18 protein-coding genes are annotated in these 20,427 nt (G+C 25.9%); 12 read left to right on the forward strand and 6 right to left on the reverse strand.

Annotated features, from left to right (window positions below):
• Nucleotides 1–2: 2 nt before the first annotated feature.
• Nucleotides 3–1,613: an L-lactate permease gene (locus tag D3Z33_RS00260; protein WP_160195801.1), complete on the reverse strand. Its 1,611-nt coding sequence runs from the start codon at nt 1,611–1,613 to the stop codon at nt 3–5.
• Nucleotides 1,614–1,919: 306 nt separating this feature from the next.
• Between D3Z33_RS00260 and D3Z33_RS00265 the strand changes: the two genes are divergently transcribed.
• From D3Z33_RS00265 to D3Z33_RS00280, 4 genes are read left to right on the forward strand one after another with little or no spacing between them, the layout of a single operon-like run.
• The gene (locus D3Z33_RS00265) at nt 1,920–3,521 is read left to right on the forward strand and encodes a PucR family transcriptional regulator (RefSeq protein WP_160195802.1); all 1,602 of its coding nucleotides are present in this window, start codon (nt 1,920–1,922) and stop codon (nt 3,519–3,521) included.
• Between the two features lie 14 nt (nt 3,522–3,535).
• Nucleotides 3,536–4,627 (forward strand): PTS transporter subunit IIC, encoded by a 1,092-nt coding sequence (locus D3Z33_RS00270; RefSeq protein WP_160195803.1) that lies wholly within the window; start codon nt 3,536–3,538, stop codon nt 4,625–4,627.
• A 21-nt stretch (nt 4,628–4,648) separates the two neighbouring features.
• The gene (gene fdrA / locus D3Z33_RS00275; protein ID WP_160195804.1) at nt 4,649–6,364 is read left to right on the forward strand and encodes an acyl-CoA synthetase FdrA; all 1,716 of its coding nucleotides are present in this window, start codon (nt 4,649–4,651) and stop codon (nt 6,362–6,364) included.
• 13 nt (nt 6,365–6,377) lie between these two features.
• Nucleotides 6,378–7,634, forward strand: a complete 1,257-nt coding sequence (locus D3Z33_RS00280; protein WP_160195805.1) for a DUF1116 domain-containing protein — start codon at nt 6,378–6,380, stop codon at nt 7,632–7,634.
• Between the two features lie 41 nt (nt 7,635–7,675).
• On the opposite strand, the gene mgtE is transcribed toward D3Z33_RS00280, so the two are convergent.
• Nucleotides 7,676–9,013, reverse strand: coding sequence for a magnesium transporter (gene mgtE, locus D3Z33_RS00285; RefSeq protein WP_201750370.1), 1,338 nt, complete (start codon nt 9,011–9,013; stop codon nt 7,676–7,678).
• Between the two features lie 154 nt (nt 9,014–9,167).
• Here mgtE and D3Z33_RS00290 point away from each other — a divergent pair, with 154 nt between their 5' ends.
• The 4 genes from D3Z33_RS00290 to D3Z33_RS00305 all read left to right on the forward strand — a co-directional run bounded on the left by D3Z33_RS00290 (nt 9,168) and on the right by D3Z33_RS00305 (nt 12,850).
• Nucleotides 9,168–9,746: a hypothetical protein gene (locus D3Z33_RS00290; RefSeq protein ID WP_160195806.1), complete on the forward strand. Its 579-nt coding sequence runs from the start codon at nt 9,168–9,170 to the stop codon at nt 9,744–9,746.
• 113 nt (nt 9,747–9,859) lie between these two features.
• Entirely contained in the window at nt 9,860–11,629 is a 1,770-nt protein-coding gene (locus D3Z33_RS00295; RefSeq protein WP_160195807.1) for a glycerophosphoryl diester phosphodiesterase membrane domain-containing protein, read from the forward strand.
• A 64-nt stretch (nt 11,630–11,693) separates the two neighbouring features.
• Nucleotides 11,694–12,539 (forward strand): DegV family protein, encoded by an 846-nt coding sequence (locus D3Z33_RS00300; RefSeq protein ID WP_160195808.1) that lies wholly within the window; start codon nt 11,694–11,696, stop codon nt 12,537–12,539.
• A 5-nt stretch (nt 12,540–12,544) separates the two neighbouring features.
• Nucleotides 12,545–12,850, forward strand: a complete 306-nt coding sequence (locus tag D3Z33_RS00305; protein ID WP_160195809.1) for a hypothetical protein — start codon at nt 12,545–12,547, stop codon at nt 12,848–12,850.
• A gap of 153 nt (nt 12,851–13,003) precedes the next feature.
• Here D3Z33_RS00305 and D3Z33_RS00310 read toward each other — a convergent pair whose 3' ends face one another.
• Both D3Z33_RS00310 and D3Z33_RS00315 read right to left on the reverse strand, forming a co-directional pair.
• Nucleotides 13,004–13,552 (reverse strand): DsbA family protein, encoded by a 549-nt coding sequence (locus D3Z33_RS00310; protein ID WP_160195977.1) that lies wholly within the window; start codon nt 13,550–13,552, stop codon nt 13,004–13,006.
• Between the two features lie 162 nt (nt 13,553–13,714).
• Nucleotides 13,715–14,452, reverse strand: coding sequence for an MBL fold metallo-hydrolase (locus tag D3Z33_RS00315; protein ID WP_160195810.1), 738 nt, complete (start codon nt 14,450–14,452; stop codon nt 13,715–13,717).
• Nucleotides 14,453–14,590: 138 nt separating this feature from the next.
• On the opposite strand from D3Z33_RS00315, the gene D3Z33_RS00320 reads away from it, so the two are divergent.
• The 3 genes from D3Z33_RS00320 to D3Z33_RS00330 all read left to right on the forward strand — a co-directional run bounded on the left by D3Z33_RS00320 (nt 14,591) and on the right by D3Z33_RS00330 (nt 17,581).
• The gene (locus D3Z33_RS00320) at nt 14,591–14,752 is read left to right on the forward strand and encodes a rubredoxin (protein ID WP_160195811.1); all 162 of its coding nucleotides are present in this window, start codon (nt 14,591–14,593) and stop codon (nt 14,750–14,752) included.
• 17 nt (nt 14,753–14,769) lie between these two features.
• On the forward strand, nt 14,770–15,606 hold the full coding sequence (locus D3Z33_RS00325; RefSeq protein WP_160195812.1) for a CvfB family protein: 837 nt from the start codon (nt 14,770–14,772) through the stop codon (nt 15,604–15,606).
• Nucleotides 15,607–15,997: 391 nt separating this feature from the next.
• On the forward strand, nt 15,998–17,581 hold the full coding sequence (locus tag D3Z33_RS00330; RefSeq protein WP_160195813.1) for a DEAD/DEAH box helicase: 1,584 nt from the start codon (nt 15,998–16,000) through the stop codon (nt 17,579–17,581).
• Between the two features lie 44 nt (nt 17,582–17,625).
• Here D3Z33_RS00330 and D3Z33_RS00335 read toward each other — a convergent pair whose 3' ends face one another.
• Nucleotides 17,626–19,170 (reverse strand): methyl-accepting chemotaxis protein, encoded by a 1,545-nt coding sequence (locus tag D3Z33_RS00335; protein ID WP_160195814.1) that lies wholly within the window; start codon nt 19,168–19,170, stop codon nt 17,626–17,628.
• Between the two features lie 125 nt (nt 19,171–19,295).
• On the opposite strand from D3Z33_RS00335, the gene D3Z33_RS16845 reads away from it, so the two are divergent.
• Entirely contained in the window at nt 19,296–19,421 is a 126-nt protein-coding gene (locus tag D3Z33_RS16845; RefSeq protein ID WP_279279047.1) for a hypothetical protein, read from the forward strand.
• Nucleotides 19,422–19,443: 22 nt separating this feature from the next.
• On the opposite strand, the gene D3Z33_RS00340 is transcribed toward D3Z33_RS16845, so the two are convergent.
• A complete protein-coding gene (locus D3Z33_RS00340; protein ID WP_347561129.1) occupies nt 19,444–20,382 on the reverse strand; it encodes a CAP domain-containing protein in 939 nt (312 codons plus the stop codon).
• Between the last annotated feature and the right edge of the window lie 45 nt (nt 20,383–20,427).

Raw genomic sequence — 20,427 nt, forward strand, 5'->3', positions numbered from 1 at the left:
CTTTATATATTTAATATATGTGAGATAAACATTAAAATACCAAAAAGAGTTGCAATAGAAATAGTAAAAGGAAGTATTTTTTTAAGAACTTTTCCTTCTGATCCTAATATATTTGCCGTAGTAGTACCTAAAACTATATTCCCAGGAGCTATACTCATTCCTACTCCTCCACCTGCTGTTTGAGAACCTAGTATTGCAGGTGTATTTAATCCTATTATTTTAGATGTTAACATTTGAAAATCAGCAAATAAAATATTTGAACTCATATTACTTCCTGTAATGAAAGAACCTAAAAATCCAATGAAAGGAGCAAATATTACATAATATTCACCTAAAACATTTGAAATTCCTTCTGCTAAAACTAAAGTTTGTCCAGTGCCTGACATTACTCTAGATATAGAAATAAGAGAAATTACAGCTAAAATTGGGGGAATTGCTTTTTTTATTGATTTCTTAAAAATAACAGGAAGTTTTCCTTTATTTATAAACCCTTTTTTTCTATAATAAATATATCCTAACATACTAGCAGAAAAAAGAAACATGCCTGCATGTGTAAATGGAGTAATTGGTGAGTACTGACTTACAAACTCATTTACAATACCAAAACCAGTTTTAGTTTCTATAAAACTTGGACCATAACTAAATTTACTTAATGAATTATTTATAGGTTTTATTAAAAGCACAGAAAGAGTTATAAAACTCATTAAATAATAAGGTAAAAAAGCTTCATGCATATTCATTTTATTTTCTATTTCTTCTACTATATTTTGTTCTTTTCTCTTCATGATCTTACTATCTTCAATCATCCATTTATCTTTATATAAAGGAGATCTAGATAATAATATGAGTGAAATAAGAGATAGTGCACTAGGAATAAAAGCTGATAAGTCAGGATTAAATTGAGATATAATAACTTGTCCCCCACCTTGTACTAATGAAATAAGTAGTATAGCAATAAATCCCTTTTTAATAGCTCTAAATCCACCATAAAAATAAGCAATAGTAATATTTGCTATTGTACCTAGTATAAATAAAAGTCCACTACCATATAGTGCAATCTCTCTTATAGTAGTGATATTATCTATACCTGTTTGAAAGATAAGTGCATTCCAAGCTATTGCAAGAGTGCCAAATGTGCCTGCCCAACTATGTCCTATAAGGGGAATTACTACAGCCCATAAAGGAGATACACCAATTTGTATAAGGAGTGGTGCAGATACTAATACTGGAACACCAAAGCCAGTAACTCCTTGCAGGAAACTTGCAAATACTACTCCAATCATCATTATTCGTATAAGTTCATTAGGAGCTATTTTTTTAAATGTTTTATTTAATATTTCAAATGCTCCAGCCTCATCACTTACTTCATAAAGTAAAATAGCAGTTATGACTACTAAAATTATACTAAGAGAATTCCATAAAGCTTTCAAAATCTCTATACTTACTACTTCTATATTTGCTTTAAAAAATAAAAAACTAATTATAATAGTTAGAGTTAGAGTAAATAGAGCTGCCTTAGGAGCACCCCATTGAAATTTTATCATTAATATTAGTAATACTAATATAGGTATAATTGATAAAAACCAGTAGAAAAAATTCACAGGTATATTCATATTAATCCACCTTTCAATGTTACATTAAAATTTACATATCTTAATTTCATTGTATTTGGTTTTTAAAAAACGAGCAAGCGATTTCAGAGATAAAAACTAATACCTTTTTTATCTGTATTAGATAAAAAAGGTATGTTTTAATTATAAATCATAAGGTAATTATATAGTAAATTATTTTTAAACTATCTTATCAGGATAATGTTTTACAATATTATTATACTATTTTGATAATGACGATGTTGTTTTATATTGATATTATGAAATTAGCAAGGAAAACGATTCTTGCTTCTTAATTAAGGAGGAAAAATGGATTTTAACGTTAAAAAGCTTTTATCATTAGAAGCATATAAAAGAGCAAAACTGATATCAGGTAAAGAAGGAATCAATAACATTATAACTGGCATTACTATCATGGAAGATGTAACAATTCATGAATGGCTAAAAGGAGGAGAAGCATTAGTTACTAGTCTTTTACCTATAAAAGACTATAAAGATAAAGAAATTTTTGATTTTTTTGATACATTATTAAATAAAGATTTAAGTGCAGTAATTATAAAAATTAAAAAAGCTGTAACTGAAGTTCCACAAGGCTTAATAGAATGGGGTGATAAAAGAAATATACCAATAATTGAAGTGCCTAGGAATGTTTTTTATACTGATCTTATGTATCCTGTTATGGCAGAGGTTATGGAATCAAAAGTTAATAAACTTAATTATTTTAAAAAAGTACATTATAAATTTACTGACATGGCAATAAAAAATTGTTCCATAGAAGATGTCATAAAAGAATTATCTATAATTACAAATAATCCTATAGAACTGTACGATAAAAATAATAATTTGATATTAACTACATTTGAGAAAAATTTAAAAAGGGATAAACAACAATTTAAAAAGTTGAAATATTCCGAGAAATATTACTATATAGAAAGAGAAACATATGAAAATGAAAATTTTTCTCAATTGATCATAGAAATAAATTCAATTAATAATACTAAAGCTTATCTAGGTGTATTAGAAATTAATGAAAAAATAAATGAAATGGATATGATTGCTATAGAAAATGCAGCTACCAATATTGCTCTTGCAATGACTAAAGATATAGCAATACAAGAAGTAGAAGAACGTTTTATGAGTGATATTATTCATGATTTAATTTTTAGAACACCAGGATTTAATAAAGATTTATTAAAAAGAGCTAATATAGCAGGAATAGATCTTTTTTCTAAATATTATGTTATAGTTTTGAATTTTGATTGTGACTTGAAAAATATTAAGGAAAGATTTAAAAAAGAGATTTCAAAATTAGTTAAAAAACATAATGGTGTTTATGCTATAAGAAATAAAGATGTAATAATATTGTTTGATATTTCTAATGAAAATTTCAAAAAATCTATAGGAAATTTAAAAGAAGATATAAAAATTTTAAGAAATGATTTAGAAAAAGAAGATTGTAAAAACTGCTTTATTGTTGGAGTTGGTAATGAAGTAGAAGGTTATAAGAATTTAAAAGATAGTTATAATGACGCAATAAATGCCATAAAAATTGGAAAAGATTTAAAAAATAAAAACGAAATATTTATATATGATGAGCTTGGGATATTTAAATTGTTAAAAAACATGTCTTCTATGGAAAATATAAATCAATATATTCCAAATAGCATATTAAAAATTATAAAAATTGATGAGGAAAAAAATAAGGAGCTTTTAAATACTTTAGAAGCTTATATAGAATCCAATATGAAAGTAACTCAAGCTGCTAATAAATTATTTGTTCATCCTAAAACTGTTTCATATAGACTTGAACAAATAAAAGAATTAACTGACATTGATTTTGATGATTCAAATAAAGTTTTAGAATTACATTTAGCATTGAAGATGATTAAATTTAGAGACAAATTCAATTAGAAAGAAGGTATAATATGTCAAACACTAAAAAAGAGTCTGAAAAAATAAATAAGGTTGAAAACAAAAGTAAATTCAAAGCTTTTCTTGAAAGAAAAAATATAGAAATAAGTTTTCAAAGATATTTAATAGATGCTTTATCTTTCATGGCGTTAGGGTTATTTGCTACTCTAATAACTGGTGTAATATTTAGAACAGTTGGAGAAAGACTTGGTATAGATTATTTTGTTGATGTAATTGGCCCTAAAGCTATAGCAGTTTCTGGTCCAGGAATTGCAGTGGCTGTTGCATTAGGCTTAAAGTCTCCGCCTTTAGTATTATTCGCATCAACTATTAATGGTTTTATTGGTTATGAATTAGGTGGTCCTGTAGGTGCCTTTTTAGCAGCAGTAGTGGGTGCTGAATTTGGAAAAGCTGTATCAAAAGAAACGCCAATTGATGTAGTTGTAACACCTATGGTAACTGCTATTGCAGGTTCGCTTGTAGGAAGTTTAGTAGGACCTGGTATAAATGAATTCATGTTAGCTTTAGGAGCATTTGTAAATAGGGCAACTTTACTTCAACCAATTCCTATGGGGATAATAGTTGCTGCAATAATGGGAATTACTTTGACTTTACCTATTAGTAGTACAGCAATAGCAATAATGATTGCAATTGCAGGACCAGCATCAGGAGCTGCAGTTGTAGGGGGTTGTGCTCAATCAGTAGGTTTTGGAATACAAAGTATAAGAGAAAATGGTTGGTCAGGATTTATTACTCAAGCTCTTGGCTCACCTATGATTCAAATAGGTAATATTGTAAAAAAACCAATATTATTAGTTCCACCTACAATAACTGGTATGATACTTGGACCTTTAGTAACAACCATATTCCCGATGGAAAGTATCTCAGCAGCAGCAGGAACTGGCACATCTGGTTTAGTTGCTCCACTTGGTGCACTTGCAGCTATGAGTAGTGCTGGAACATATAGTACAGCTGAAATATGGATTAAAATAATTGTATTTTGTTTTATAGCTCCAGGTGTAATATGTTGGGCTATATCAGAAGTATTTAGAAAGTTAGGTTGGATAAAACAAGGTGATTTAAAATTAGACCTTGAGAAAATGTAATTTAAAAGGAGTGTATATTAAATGATATATGGTTTAATTAAAAAAAATACTTATCAAGATTCAGTTAATCTTATGGTATTAAGTAGTAAGTTATCAGAATCAGATGGTATAAATAACGTATCTATAATGATGGGTACTCCTGCTAATAAGGAAATATTAGAAAATACAGGAATGTATTCAGAAGAATTTGAAGAAGCTGGTGCAAATGATATTTGTATAGCAGTAGATACAGAAAACAAGGAAAAGGTAGAAGAAGTAAGAGAGAAATTAGATGAATCTATTAAAAATTTATCTTCTAAATCAAAAGATTCTAAACTAGAAAAAAGTAAAACTTTAGATGGGGCATTAACTAGTTTACCTGATGCTAATTTAGCCTTAATATCCATACCAGGTGAATATGTATATGAAGAGGCTGATAGACTTTTAGATAAAGGAATAAACACTTTTATATTTAGTGACAATGTTTCTATAGAAGATGAAAAAAAACTAAAAGAAAAAGCACATAAAAAAGATTTATTAGTAATGGGACCTGATTGTGGTACTGGAATAATATCTAATATACCATTAGCTTTTGCTAATATTATTCCTGAAGGCAATATTGGAATAGTAGGTGCATCTGGTACAGGTATACAAGAAGTTACATCTATAATTGGTAGAAATGGAGGGGGAATTACTCATGCTATAGGTCTTGGTGGTAGAGATTTATCAAGTGATATAGGAGCCATATCAGCACTTGATGCGTTAGAAATGTTAGATAAGGATAAGGATACTGATGTATTAGTATTTATTTCAAAGCCACCTGCAGAAAAAGTAAAAAACAAAGTAATAGATAAATTCAAAAAATTAAATAAAAAGGTAGTAGCAATATTCTTAGGTGAAAGACCAAAAGAAGATGAAGAAAAAATAAAATATGCTTGGACTTTAGAAGAAGCTGCATATAAAGCATTAATACTATCAAAAAGACAAAAAGATTATAGTTCTAATTTATCTGATATTAAAGATAAATTAGATAAAATAAAAGAAAATTCATCACAAAGAAAAGTATTAGGTCTTTTTGGAGGAGGAACTTTAGCAGGTGAAGCTGCAATGTTATTAAAAGAACACTTCAATGTAGATGCTAAATCAAAAGAAGAAGGATACATGCTAAAATATGAAGACAACAAAATAATTGACTTAGGGGATGATAAATATACTCAAGGTAGACCACATCCTATGATTGATCCTTCTACTAGAAAAAAAGCAATAAAAGAATTAAAAGATAATGATGATGTTGCTATAGTACTTTTTGATGATGTATTAGGATATGGTTCAAATGAAGATATGGCTAGTGCATTGGCACCAGAAATAAAAGAAGTTATAGAATATAAAAAGTCAAATAATAAAGATATAGTATTTATAGCATCTATTTGTGGAACAGAAGATGATATTCAATCTTATAGTGAACAGGTAGAAAAGCTTAAAGAAGCTGGTGTATTAGTATTAGATACAAATGCAGAAGCAGTATATACTTCTATTTCATCACTTAATTATTTAAATTCAAATATAGAAATAAAAGAAAATAATGATGAAAAGAAAACAATACTAAATAGTGATTTAAAAGTTATAAATATGGGTCTTGAAAGCTTTGCAGAAACTATTAAGAAACATGGAGGACAAGTTGTACAATATGAATGGTCACCAAGAGCTGGTGGAGATAAGAAAATGCAAGGTTTATTAGATAAATTAAATTCTTTATAGGAGGAGAGTAAAAATGAAATATAAAAATTTAGATGAAGCAAACAAGGCAGTAACAGATAAAATAGTATCAGCACAACCATATTTAATGGATGTAGTACCTGCAAAGGAAGTTATTGATGAATTAAATGGAAAGGTTCTTTTACATGCAGGTCCACCTATGAAATGGGAGCATATGACTAATCCTATGAAAGGTTCATGTTATGGAGCTGCAATATTTGAAGGTTGGGCAAAAAATGAAGAAGAAGCAGACAAGCTACTTTCAAGTGGAGAAGTTGAATTTATTCCATGTCATCATGTAGATGCAGTAGGACCTATGGGTGGAATTACTTCTGGAAATATGCCTGTATTAGTTGTAGAAAATAAAGATGGTGGAAATAGAGCATATTGTACACTAAATGAAGGAATAGGAAAAGTACTTCGTTTTGGTGCTTATAATGATGAAGTAGTAAATAGACTTCATTGGATGAAAGATGTATTAGGACCTGCATTATCTAAAGCAGTTAAACAAATAGATGGAGGTATGAATTTAAGTGTTATAGTTTCTAAAGCTATAACAATGGGTGATGAATTTCATCAAAGAAATATAGCAGCATCTGCATTATTTATGAAAGATGTAATGCCATATATATTAAAAGTAGGATTAAATGAAAAAGATCTAGAAGATGTTACAAAATTCTTAGCTGATACAGATCAATTCTTTTTAAATATTATGATGGCATATTCAAAATCTGTAATGGATTCAGCAAGACAAATAGAAGAAGGAACTATTGTAACAGCATTAACTAGAAATGGACATGAATTTGGAATAAGGGTTTCAGGTTTAGGAGACAGATGGTTTACAGCACCTGTTAATACTCCAAAAGGATTATTCTTTAGTGGATATTCTCAAGATGATGCTAATGCTGATATAGGAGATAGTGCTATAACTGAAACATTTGGAGTAGGTGGTATGGCAATGGTTGCAGCTCCTGGTGTAACTAAATTTATTGGTTTAGATGGATTTGAAGAAGCACAAAAAATTAGTGATGAAGAAAGTGAAATTTGTGTAGGACATAATCCTAATATGTCTATACCAAACTGGGACTTTAAGGGAATTTGCCTTGGAATTGATATAAGAAAAGTGGTTGAAACAGGAATTACTCCTTATATCAATACAGGTATTGCTCATAAAGAAGCAGGAATAGGTCAAATTGGTGCAGGAGTAGTTCATCCACCAATGGAATGTTTTAAAAAAGCATTAGAAGCATTAGTTGAAAAATATTCTAAATAGCATAAAAGAAAAAAGTTGGGAAATTTACTTTCCAACTTTTTTCATATTTTCAATATTAAAGTTGCAATTCTAAAATAAACTATAAGAGAAAAGGTATCTACAATTGTGGTAACAAGAGGACTAGCCATAATAGCAGGATCTAATTTAGCTTTTTTAGCTATAAGAGGAAGTATTCCACCCACTATTTTTGCTAACATAACTGTAAGCATCAAAGTCATTGTAACTATAAGTGAAATTTTTATTGAATATCCTTGAATAAAATATATCCTTAAAAAATTCAATATCGCAAGTATTATACCAACTATAGAACTCACACCCAATTCTTTTAAGATAACTTTAAATATATCTTTAAATTGTATTTCTTCTAAAGTAATACTTCTTATAATTAATGTAGAAGCTTGTGAACCAGCATTTCCACCAGTGTCCATTAACATTGGTATGAAAAATGTAAGTGCCACTACAGATTCAAGAGCTTCTTCATACCTACTTAAAATAAGCCCTGTAAATGTAGCAGATATCATAAGAACTAGAAGCCAAATAATTCTTCTTTTAGCTAAAATAAATATGTTTTCATCTAAGTAATTAGTATGTGAAGGTTCTATTGCTGCCATTCTATGGATATCTTCAGTATTTTCAAGTTCTACAACATCCATTATATCATCTATAGTAATTATCCCTACTAATCTTTTTTCGTTATCTACTACTGGAATAGATAATAAATCATATTTTTTAAAAATAGATGCTACATATTCTTGATCATCATGAGTATTAACATAAATAACATTTTTGCTCATTATATTTTCTATTTTTTCATTACTATCTTCCAATACTAAATCTTTAAGTTCTATAATACCCTCTAATACTCTAGTATTTGTAATCACATATGAGGTGTATATTGTTTCTTTATTATACCCTAATTTTTTTATTCTTTCTAAAGACATGGCAGCAGTTAATTCTTTTTTTAAATCAATAAATTCTATAGTCATTAAAGACCCAGCTGAATCTTTAGGATATTTTAAAAATTGATTAATTAATTTTCTTTCTTTTTCATCTGAAGTTTTTAATATTTTTTTCACTAAATTTGCTGGCATTTCTTCTACTAAATCAACTTTATCATCTAAAAATAATTCATCAGTTAACTTTTTTAATTCTTTTTCATTAACTAATAAAAGAAACTTTTTTTGGTTTGCTCTAGAAATATAAGAAAATACTCTTGCAGCAGTTATTTTATTTAAAAGTCTAAATATCAGTAAAGAATAAGTATTATCTAATTCTTCTATAAGTTCAGCTACATCAGGTATATTCATATTATTAATATTGTTTTTTATTTGCTTAAAATCCTTATTTTCAATTAAAGTTTGTAATAATTTTTTATTCATATGTATTCTCCTTAAGATTAGATTGTACTATTAATACTAAGTATTTACAAGGTTATAAAATTAATATTAAAATATAGTAATCAATACGTTTTAAAATTAATGTAATTGGGTAGTATAATTAGTAAGTTTAAAATGACAAAGGAGGAGTTTTAAATTGAAAATTAAAGCGTTATTAATATCATTAGTGTTGGCAGTTGCACTTTTATCTGGTTGTGGAGATGATAATAATGATACAACAGATGATGTGCAAGATGAACAAACACCTGTAGAAGATGAAGGTGAAACAGATAAAGATACAGATGCTACAACTACTCCATCTATAGTAAATGAAGAATCTGCTTTTAAAGAAGCTATTAGTGCTGATGGTACTTGGATAATAGCGACATTAAATGATTTAACTTTTGAAGAAGATTTAGTAGTAGAAGGAGAATTTTATGATAAGGGAGATTCTGAAAATGAATTATATCGTAAATTAGCTCCTTATACACAAGATGAAGATCGTAATATTATTGATAGATTTACAATAACAGCTCCAAAGTTAACAATCAAAAGTCCAAATACCAAGTTTCAAGGTGGAACTTTTGTAGGTGATGTATATGTTGAATCTAATGGATTTACATTATCAGATGCAAAGATAGATGGAAATTTATACTTTTCCAATGAAGAATATAAAAATTCTTTTACATTAGAAACAGAAAGTAAAGTTACAGGAGAAATAAAAGCACAAGAATAAAATAAGGCAATTGGACTTTTATATTCCAATTGCCTTTTCTATATATTAGTAAATGATTGTTTGTAATTTGAATATAATATATTATATTTTAAAGATTAAAGGAATGTGATTTTATGATTAGAATGTTTAAAAATAGTTTTAAAGATTTTAAAAAAGTTTATAAGAAATATATTATATTTGAAATTATACATACTATAATAACTTCTTTTTTATTTGTACCTATTATTTCATATATAGTTGGAAGGTTATTAATTAAAATAGGTTCTAGATCATTAATTAATAGTGATGTATTTAAAACAGTTCTTTCATATGAAGGCATAATTGGATTAATATTTATTTCTATATTATTTATTATCTTTATATTTATTGAATATGGAGTCTTGATTACAATATCACAAAAACAATATTTTGGTAAAGATATATCTATATTGAATTCATTTATAACTACTCTTATTAAAATACCTAGGATGTTAAGCTTAGGTATTTTGCCTCTTGTTCTTTTATTACTTTTATTAACACCATTTATAGAACTACCTATTTCAAATGTTTTAGCTAAAGATTTAAATTTGCCATTGTATGTAAGAAGAAGTATTATAAATTCTAATCTTGATTTAGCTATATATATATTAATTTTAATTTCCGTATTATATATTTTTTTAAGACTAATTTTTACTTTCCATACTATTATTATTGAAAATAAAACAATATTAAAATCAATAAAGTATAGTTGGAAATTAACTGATGATAGAGAAATAAAGATATTTTTAAAATTAATTTTATACAATGGGTTAGTTTTATCTACTGGTTTTTTAGTTGTATCTTTTATTACATTTATAGCTAATAAACTTGGAACAATAATAGATAGTAATTATATAGATGAATTATTTATAACTTTTTCAAGTTATGTAACCTATATATTTTTATCTATGTTGGTACCTACAAATGTAATATTTTTAACTAGATTATATTATTCACGTATACAAAGTTTTACATCAAATGTTAGTGATACTTTAAATGCATATAGAAACGAGAAATTTAAAAATATAGAAAAAAGATTTTATAAGGTTATATATAATAAAAGATATATGTTAACTTTTATATTATTTATATCTATTGCTTTTACATTTAATATAAATTACTTTTTTAATAAAGAAACTATATACTTAGGTAGAGATATTATGATAGCTGCCCATAGGAGCAATACTGTAACTACCCCTGAGAATTCACTTAGTGCAATAAGAACAGCTTTAACTAAAGAGATTAATTATATAGAAGTTGATGTACAACTTACAAAAGATAAAGAAGTAGTATTATATCATGATATAAGTCTTAGAAGACTTGCAGGCCTTAGTGAAAGTGTATCCCAACTTAATTATAATGACTTATCTAAAGTTGATATAGGTTCTTCATATTCTAATGAATATGAAGGAGAAAAAATTCCTACATTAGATGAATCATTAAAAGAAGTAAAAGGTAAAATGAATATAATAGTTGAATTAAAATCATATGGTCCTAAAAAAGATCTGGTAAAAAAAACTATAGATATAATAGAAAAAAATAATATGGTAGATAGTGTATATATACAATCTTTTGACAATAGACTTCTTAAAATGGTAAGAGATTTAAATCCAAATATAAAGATAGGTCAAATAATGTATATTGCAGCAGGTGATTTATCTTATTTAGATGTAGATTTTTATACAATTGATCAAAACATGCTTTCAAATAAAATTGTAAGACACGCCAGAGATAATAATAGAAAAATATGGGTATATACTGTTAATAGTGAAACAGATATTAAAGAAGTTTTAAAGTATGATATTGATGGTATAATAACTGATTATCCTTTTAAGGTGAAAGAAATTATTGAGTTTAGTTTTTAAATATGTACAGAAATTAATTATATGCTATAATTAAACAATACAAATAAATGAAAGGAGTCCTGCTATGAATAAAATTGCTTTAGTAACAGATTCCACTTGTGATTTACCAAAAAATATAATAGATAAGTATAGTATAAAGATAATGCCATTAAAAGTAATTTATTCTGATGGTGAATATAAAGATAAAATTGATATAACACCAGAAGATATATATGAAAGATTTGATGAAGAAATTCCTAAAACTTCACTACCTTCATTAGGAGATTGTATTGAATTATTTGAAGAATTGAAAAATGAAAATTATACTCATATTATAGTTACAACTATTTCAGGTGGACTAAGTGGAACAATAAATATGATGAAAAATGCTAAGGATATAGTAGAAGGGTTAGAAATAGAAATAATTGATTCTAAATCTTTAAGTATGGGACTAGGTTATCCTGTATTAGAAGGAGCAAAAGAATTAGAGATAACTAATGATTATTATAAAACTATTCAAAAGATAAGAGATGTAATAGCTAAAACTGATACATTTTATGTAGTAGAAACATTAGAATATCTAAAAAAAGGTGGAAGAATTGGCAGAGTTGAAGGGACTATAGGAGAGTTATTAAAAATAAAGCCAATTATCTCAATAAACAAAGAGGGAAGTTACTATACTTATAAGAAAGTAAGAGGAAGAAACAGATCTATAAGATCGTTATATAATATTATAAAAGAAAAATCACAAAATAATAAAATTAATGTAGCTGTAGCTCATGGTAATGCTTATGATGAGGGAATGAAACTTCTTGATAATATTAAACAACTTAAAAATGTAGTTTCCACGACTTTCACTCAAATAAGTCCTGTTTTAGTAGTACATACGGGACCAGGATTAATTGGCATAATAATATCTGAAAGGTTATAGAAGTTATGACTAATATTATAAATTTTTTTGCTTTTATTGGATTATTAATAATAGTACTATTTATTGTAACGTTGATTACTTTTTATTTTTTTAGAAAAAGAAAATTAGATAAAATAAAAATAATTGAGTATATTCATGAAGAAGAAAAAGCTTTTTCAACTTACAATATTAATGAAGCTATATTTAAAGGTAAAAAAATAAAATATACTATTAGCTTATTACAAGAATTAGAAAAAGAAAATCTAATTATTAATATAACAACAAATAATATAAAAGAAAATAGTATTTGGAAATATAAAAAATGTAGATAGAATTTAGATTATAAAAGGAAGAATAATTTTAAGAAATATGTAGCTTTGAATGAAGAAGAAAGAGTAAAACAAACTGGATATGATTATAATGTTTTAAGAGCTTAAGAATTAATAAAATTGATGAATAATTAAAATAAACAGCTAGTAATATTACTAGCTGTTTATTTTATCAAATATTTTTCTGAAATAATCTAGAGGTTGTGTACCTATTACAACCTTCTCGTCATTTATTATAAAAGTAGGAATAGTATCAATATTTTTTTTAGCTGTTTCTTTTTTATACTCTTTAAGTTTTTCTTCATATTTTATACTATCTATTGCATTGTATACATCTTGTTTTTTTAATCCTACATCTTCTCCAAGTATTGCTAAAACTTCTTTATCATAAATATTTTCACCTTCTCTAAAATTACTTTCATATACCCTTTTATGAAAATTTTTAAATTTGTTAGAAATCTTAGCCCATTCAGAAACTTTAAATGCATTATGTGAGTTAGAAGTAAATTCTAAATCATAAATTTCTATATCTACTGTATTTGCCTTTCTTTCTATTTCTGTTTTCATTTCTGCTAATTTTTCTTGACTAAATTTATTCTTAAGAGATTCTCCCTCTTTGGGAGTATCAGGATTTAATTCATAAGGTATCCATATATCATTGATTGGATATTCTTCTTTTAATTTTTCGACTATACCTAAGCCTATATAACAAAATGGTCAAACATAATCATAATAAATCTTCAATTCTATATTCACGATATCCTCTCCTTTTATTCTTTAATAATATTTTACCCCTGTGAATATGTATATAATCAAATTAAAACTTAATTATATAAGGTATATAAATAAAGATAAAGAGTAATTTATCTACTCTTTATCTTTTGAAAAATTATATACTTCTAATGGTGCATTTATTTCCCAAATTTTAGATTTTGAATATTTATGGATTAATTTATTATTCAATTGATGAGTTATATCTATTTTATCCCCAAAATGCATAGGAATAAGTAGCTGAGGGCCTATAGTATCTATAAAGTATTCAGCACTTAAGTAATAATATTCTTCTAATCGAGGATCTACTGGAACAAATGATATATCGATAACTTTATCTCTTAATAAATCAATTTCTTTTTTATAATCTTCCTCTTCTTTAATTCTAGCTTTCCTTTCATCATTTTTCCAATGCCACCAATTTAAATCACCTGAATGATATATATTTAAACCATCTGTTTCAACAAAATAAGATAATCCTTTATCTGTTGTACCATATGTTTCTATTAATATATTATCAAATTCTAACAAATTATATTGGGATATATAATATAAATTTTCTATTTTTTTATCAATAGATATATCATCACTAATTATAAACTTTATATTTGAGTTTAATTCTTTCAATGAAAATATATCAGGATCAAAATGATCATCATGGGAGTGAGTTACAAAAACATATATTTTTTTTGTGGAATATGAGAGTTTATTATTTAGAGTATTTATATCTAAATTATTATTTTTAATATAATCAAATATCAAAATATGATTTTTAGTTTCTACCATAAAGCTACTATGGAATATGTATGTAATATTTGCTTCTTTTAGTATCATAAGTAACATTCCTTTCTTTTTATTTTATTATTATATACCCAAAAATTTCATTTATATAAACAAATTTAATTAATTACTATGATTATATAACAGATATATGTTAATATTAAATAAATAAAGGATTGAAAGGAAGATTATATGAAAGATTATAAATGTACTGTATGTTCGTATATATATAGACCAGAAAGAGGGGATAGGATTAACGATATACCAAAAGGTACAAGTTTTGATGAGTTACCTGAAAACTGGAAGTGCCCTAGATGTAATCAACCTAAAATGGCATTTGTAGAAAAAGAGTAAAATAAAAGGAGAATAGTATGATAAAATTAGGAGAGATACAAGAGTTAATAGTAGATAGATTTGCAGCACAAGGAGTGTATTTAAAATCATCAAATGATGATGAAGATGTTGTTTTACTACCTATAAAGGAAGTAAGAGATGATATAGAAATTGGAGATAAAATAGAAGTATTTGTTTATAGAGATTCAAAAGATAGATTAATATCTACAGTAAAAAATCCAAAAATAACTTTAGGAGACATAGGATTACTTGAAATAGTGGATAACACAAGGATTGGATCTTTTTTAGATTGGGGATTAGAAAAAGATTTATTTTTGCCATTTACAGAACAGAGGGGTAAAATTAAAAAAGGAGAAAAATATTTAGTAGGTGCTTATATTGATAAGTCAAATAGATTATGTGCTACTATGAATGTATATGATATGCTAAGAATAAATGCTCCTTATGAAGAAAATGATAATGTTTCCGGAATGGTATATAATTTTAATCCAAATGTAGGATTGTTTATTGCTATAGATAATAAATATCATGGACTTATACCTAAACAAAAGCTATTTAAAAGATTTGAAATAGGTGAAGTTATAAATGCTAGAGTTGTTAAAGTAAGAGAAGATGGTAAGTTAGAATTATCTTTAAGAGAAAAGGCTTATAAACAAATAGATATAGATGCAGAGAAAGTAATGAATAAATTAAATTTAAATGAAGGTTTTATAAATTTAAATGATAAAAGTTCTCCAGAAAAAATAAAAAAAGAATTAGAAATTAGCAAGGCAGCATTTAAAAGAGCAGTAGGAAAATTGCTCAAGAAAGGGAAAATTGAATTTGCTGAAAATGGGATTATGTTAAAAAAATAGATGAAACTAGATAAAATAGCTGTAAAAAAATTCATAAAGAGCCTATTTTTATCCATAGTATAAATGGTTTCAAATAATAATTTAACTGGATTATTCCATGCTAATAGGCATATGAAAATTTTAAATTATATTCTTAATTGAAGAATATATAATAGATTATTATTAGTATTAAATAAGATTAAAATACATTAGTTTATTTTTCTTGTTATATAAAGCTTTATAGTATATAATAATATTATTGTGGAAAACTGCTATAAAAAGGCTTCAGATGAAGAGTCTTCATTTGTAGTCTTTTATTTTGTTAAAAATGTTATTAAAATATATATTTTGCAAATACTATAGTAATAATCGAATTAATCATAAAATAAATAGAATATGAAAGGAAAGTTAAATGAAAACAATTAGATTTAATGAGTTACAAATTAGTAAAGAAATAGAACGTGCAATAAGTGATATGGGGTTTGAAGAAGCTACGCCAATTCAGACAAAAGCTATACCAAAAATTAAAACAGGAGTAGATGTAATAGGTCAAGCACAAACAGGAACAGGAAAAACTGTTGCATTTGGAATTCCTGTATTGGAAAAAATTGACTTGAAAGATAAATCGGTTCAAACGCTTATATTATGTCCTACAAGAGAACTAGCAATACAAGTTTCTGAGGAAATAAAAAGGCTAGCAAAATATATGCCAGGTATAAAAACACTTCCTATATATGGTGGTCAACCTATACAAAGACAAATTGGTGCGCTTAAAAAAGGTGTTCAAATTGTAATAGGAACTCCAGGTAGAGTTATGGACCATATGAGAAGAGGAACATTAAAATTACAAAATTTAAAAGTTATGGTATTAGACGAAGCAGATGAAATGCTAAATATGGGATTTAGAGAAGACATTGAAACAATATTAGATGAGACTCCAGAAAATAGACAGACATTATTATTTTCAGCTACGATTCCTAAGGCAATACTTAATATAACAAAAAAATACCAAAAAAATGCTAAGACTATAAAAGTTGTTCATAAAGAACTTACAGTTCCGAGTATAGAACAATATTATATTGAACTTAAGAGAAAAAATAAATTAGAAATATTAACTAGATTAATTGATATATATAATCCAAAGCTTAGTTTAGTATTTTGTAATACCAAAAGAATGGTAGATGATTTAGTAGTAGAATTACAAGGTAGAGGATATTTTGCTGATGGATTACATGGAGATTTAAAACAAAATCAAAGAGATAGGGTTATGAATAGTTTTCGTAATGGAAATGTTGATATATTAGTAGCTACAGATGTGGCAGCTAGAGGACTAGATGTTGATGATGTTGAGATGGTATTTAATTATGATGTACCTCAAGATGAAGAGTATTATGTTCATAGAATAGGTAGAACAGGAAGAGCAGGAAGAACAGGAATGGCTATCTCATTTGCTGTAGGAAAAGAAATATATAAATTAAAACATATACAAAAATATACAAAAACAAATATTAAGAGACTTCAAGCACCTTCAGTAAATGAAGTTGAAGAAGCAAAGGCTGATAAAATATTAAATGAGATAAAAGATATAATTGAAAATGAAAAGCTAACTAAAGAAATAAATTATATTGATAAATTATTAGATGATGAATATACATCAATTGATATTGCTGCAGCATTACTTAATATGTCAATGGGTAGAATTGAAGAAAAAGAAGATTCTTCTGATTTAGACTTTGGAAATACTGGTGCTGAGCCTGGCATGGTAAGGTTATTTATAAACATTGGTAAAAAACATAAAATTAGAGTAAAAGATATATTAGGAGCAATAGCTGGAGAAACTGGATTACCAGGAGAAGTAGTTGGTAAAATTGATATTTATGATAAATTTACTTTTGTAGAAGTACCTAAAGAAAATGGTAAAAAAGTTTTAGATATAATGAAAAATAACAAGATTAAAGGTAAAAAAATAAATATAGAACCAGCAAATAGTAAGTAAATAAAAACTTTTATTCCTCTAGAGGAATAAAAGTTTTATTTATATTATGAAATTTTAAAGTCTGCCATTAATACACCCTTTATATTTCCAGATTGGTCCTTTACAGGAGTAGTCATTGCTATACAATAATTAAAACTATCAGTTGAAATATAAGGTTTAGACAAATAAGTTTCTCCTTTAACAGCTTTTTTAAAATAATCTCTATGGGCAAAATTGTCATATAAATCTTCATGATTTCCTAAGTCTAAATCTTTTCTATAACTTATAGATGTAGTATTACCTTCTAAGTCTAACAATGTTAAAATTTCGAAGCTATCATTTTTATCTATTACTTGTTGCATATAATCTTCTGAAGTAATCCTATCAAAACTTCTAATAGAATCTTTTTCAGTCATAGTATATAATTTATCTATACCTTTATTAATCAACTCTTGAGTATTACTATCTATATCAAAAGATTTTACAAATAAATCTATTACTTTTTTTATATCAGATGTTTTATTTCCTAATTCCTTAAGAGAGTTAAACATATCATTTATCATATTAGCTTGTTGTTCTATTGTAACTGATGCTTCTTGTGTAGCGCTAGTATTCTGTTCAGAAGTAGCAGCAACACCTTCCATAAAGCTTTTTATATTATTTATAACAACTTGCTCTTCTTTTGCAAGATTATTTATTAATTCTATAACATCCATTGTTTCCTCAGTAGATTTTAATATGTTATTAAAATGATTTTTAGCTTCATCAGCAATTGATATATCATTTTTCATATTATCTGAATCTGAACGCATTTCGTTTGCTATAGCTGAAATTTCATTTTTAATTGTCTCTATAATCTCTCTTATATGATTTGAAGCCTTAGACGATTCATTTGCTAGTGATTTGACTTCATTAGCTACTACAGCAAAACCTTTTCCTGCTTCTCCTGCACGAGCAGCTTCTATAGAAGCATTTAATGCTAGTAAATTTGTATTTTCTGATATATCGTTTACTGATTTCGTTATTGTATTTATTTCATTAGCTTTTTGTTCAAGTTTATTAATTTTTTCTACTAAATCCACACTATTATTAGTATTTTTTTTAATTGAATTTAGTAATGAATTAAATATCTTATTATTTTTATGTACAATATTTTTAGTGGAGATAGTTTTGTTTTTTGCATCTTCTGTTTTAGAGGTGATAATATTAAAATCTTTTATTATTTTTTCAGTATAATCATGAGCTTGTATAATAGATGATGCTTGATTTTCTGTACTAGATGCTATTTCAGATATTACTTTTGCACTATGACTAGCACCTTCATTTAAATTTTGAGCATTATTAGTCATATTTGTTATGAATTCTTCAACATGGTCTGTTGAGAAGTTTACATTAGCTATAAACTTTCTGAAATTCATTAGTAAAGTATTTATTATTATTCCTAATTTTTTAAAATGTCCCATTTTCATTATATTAAATGATTTAGTAAAATCACCTGTAGAAATAAGATTCATTTTATTTTCTAGCCTTTTTAGTCTTAGTAGTGACCTTAAATATAATGTTACAAAAATAATTAATAAAATTGATAGGATTATAATTATATAAATCATATTAAAACCTCCTTAAAATATTTTGTGATAATAGTATATAGATATTATTCTATAAAAAAACATAAAAACCTTTTTTTAATATAATAAAAATTCAATTCTATGAAAAACTAATATTGGGTGATAAAATGCATAAAAAAATTCAGAATAAAATAATTAATAAAAAAACAAATAATAAACTTAATACTAAAGCACTTAGAAATATTTTAGATGCTAGTATAGAAGGAATTATAACAAATAAAAAAGAAGACTAATATTAGTCTTCTTTTTTATTTGTTATCCTATAAACATTTGTGTCCAAAAAGGATATCCATTATTATCTTTTATATATCCAATACCTATTTTAGTAAAATTCTTATTTAATATATTCTTTTTATGACTAGGAGAATTTATCCAAGAGTTTACTACTGACTCAGGTGTACGTTGACCTGCTGCTAAATTTTCTCCAGCGTGTTTATATGTAATTCCAAATTTTTTTAACATGTTAAATGGAGAACCATATGTAGGAGATTGATGAGAAAAATAATTATAAGTAATCATATCTTTAGATTTATATCTTGCAACATTAGTTAATGATTTACTTTCAATTAGATTAACTAATCCTATTTTTTGACGTTCAACATTTACAAGCTTAATAACTTCTAGTTCAAATTGTCTAGAACTTGATATAGGAACTGAAGGTTTAGGCTTTGGAGTTGTATTTGTATTTGTTTCAACTTTAGTGGTGGATTCATTTTTATTTTTAGGTTTAGTCTCGGTTTTAGGATTTGTTTTAGTTTCAAAATTTGTTTTTTCTTTAGTATTAGTTTTTATCTCAGTTTTTGTATTTTCTTTAACTTTAATCTCTTCTGTAGGTTTATCTTTATTAACAGAATTAGACTTAATTTTATTTTTTGACTCAACACTAACTTTTTTATCAGAGTTTGCTTTTTTATTAGCTTGTCCATTATTTTTATTTATACTTTTCAATTCATAAAATTTATTAATATTATTTCTTTTAGAAGAAGTATTAATATCTTCAATATCTAATTGGGTTTTATCATTATTTTCGGTATTACTTTTATTTAAAACTTTTGCTGTAAAAATTTCAATTTTTTTTACTACAGTATCATACATAGTTTTATCGAATGACTCTAAACTTTGTGCTGAACTAATAGTTATTAAAAAAATTAAAAAAATAAATATAATAAAAAAACTAAATGTTTTTTTAAACACATGATCACTCCTTTTACAATAATTATAATTAATAGTATAGCTTAA

The sequence above is a fragment of the Senegalia massiliensis genome (assembly GCF_009911265.1).
GTDB lineage: Bacteria > Bacillota > Clostridia > Tissierellales > SIT17 > Anaeromonas > Anaeromonas massiliensis_A.

Coding starts and splice junctions, on each gene's coding strand:
- D3Z33_RS16845 (WP_279279047.1), top strand. CDS start 19,296: ATGCATAAAAAAATTCAGAATAAAATAATTAATAAAAAAACAAATAAT.
- D3Z33_RS00305 (WP_160195809.1), top strand. CDS start 12,545: ATGACTAATATTATAAATTTTTTTGCTTTTATTGGATTATTAATAATA.
- D3Z33_RS00320 (WP_160195811.1), top strand. CDS start 14,591: ATGAAAGATTATAAATGTACTGTATGTTCGTATATATATAGACCAGAA.
- mgtE (WP_201750370.1), bottom strand. CDS start 9,013: ATGAATAAAAAATTATTACAAACTTTAATTGAAAATAAGGATTTTAAG.
- D3Z33_RS00315 (WP_160195810.1), bottom strand. CDS start 14,452: ATGATACTAAAAGAAGCAAATATTACATACATATTCCATAGTAGCTTT.
- D3Z33_RS00265 (WP_160195802.1), top strand. CDS start 1,920: ATGGATTTTAACGTTAAAAAGCTTTTATCATTAGAAGCATATAAAAGA.
- fdrA (WP_160195804.1), top strand. CDS start 4,649: ATGATATATGGTTTAATTAAAAAAAATACTTATCAAGATTCAGTTAAT.
- D3Z33_RS00335 (WP_160195814.1), bottom strand. CDS start 19,170: ATGATTTATATAATTATAATCCTATCAATTTTATTAATTATTTTTGTA.
- D3Z33_RS00260 (WP_160195801.1), bottom strand. CDS start 1,613: ATGAATATACCTGTGAATTTTTTCTACTGGTTTTTATCAATTATACCT.
- D3Z33_RS00300 (WP_160195808.1), top strand. CDS start 11,694: ATGAATAAAATTGCTTTAGTAACAGATTCCACTTGTGATTTACCAAAA.
- D3Z33_RS00270 (WP_160195803.1), top strand. CDS start 3,536: ATGTCAAACACTAAAAAAGAGTCTGAAAAAATAAATAAGGTTGAAAAC.
- D3Z33_RS00295 (WP_160195807.1), top strand. CDS start 9,860: ATGATTAGAATGTTTAAAAATAGTTTTAAAGATTTTAAAAAAGTTTAT.
- D3Z33_RS00325 (WP_160195812.1), top strand. CDS start 14,770: ATGATAAAATTAGGAGAGATACAAGAGTTAATAGTAGATAGATTTGCA.
- D3Z33_RS00330 (WP_160195813.1), top strand. CDS start 15,998: ATGAAAACAATTAGATTTAATGAGTTACAAATTAGTAAAGAAATAGAA.
- D3Z33_RS00280 (WP_160195805.1), top strand. CDS start 6,378: ATGAAATATAAAAATTTAGATGAAGCAAACAAGGCAGTAACAGATAAA.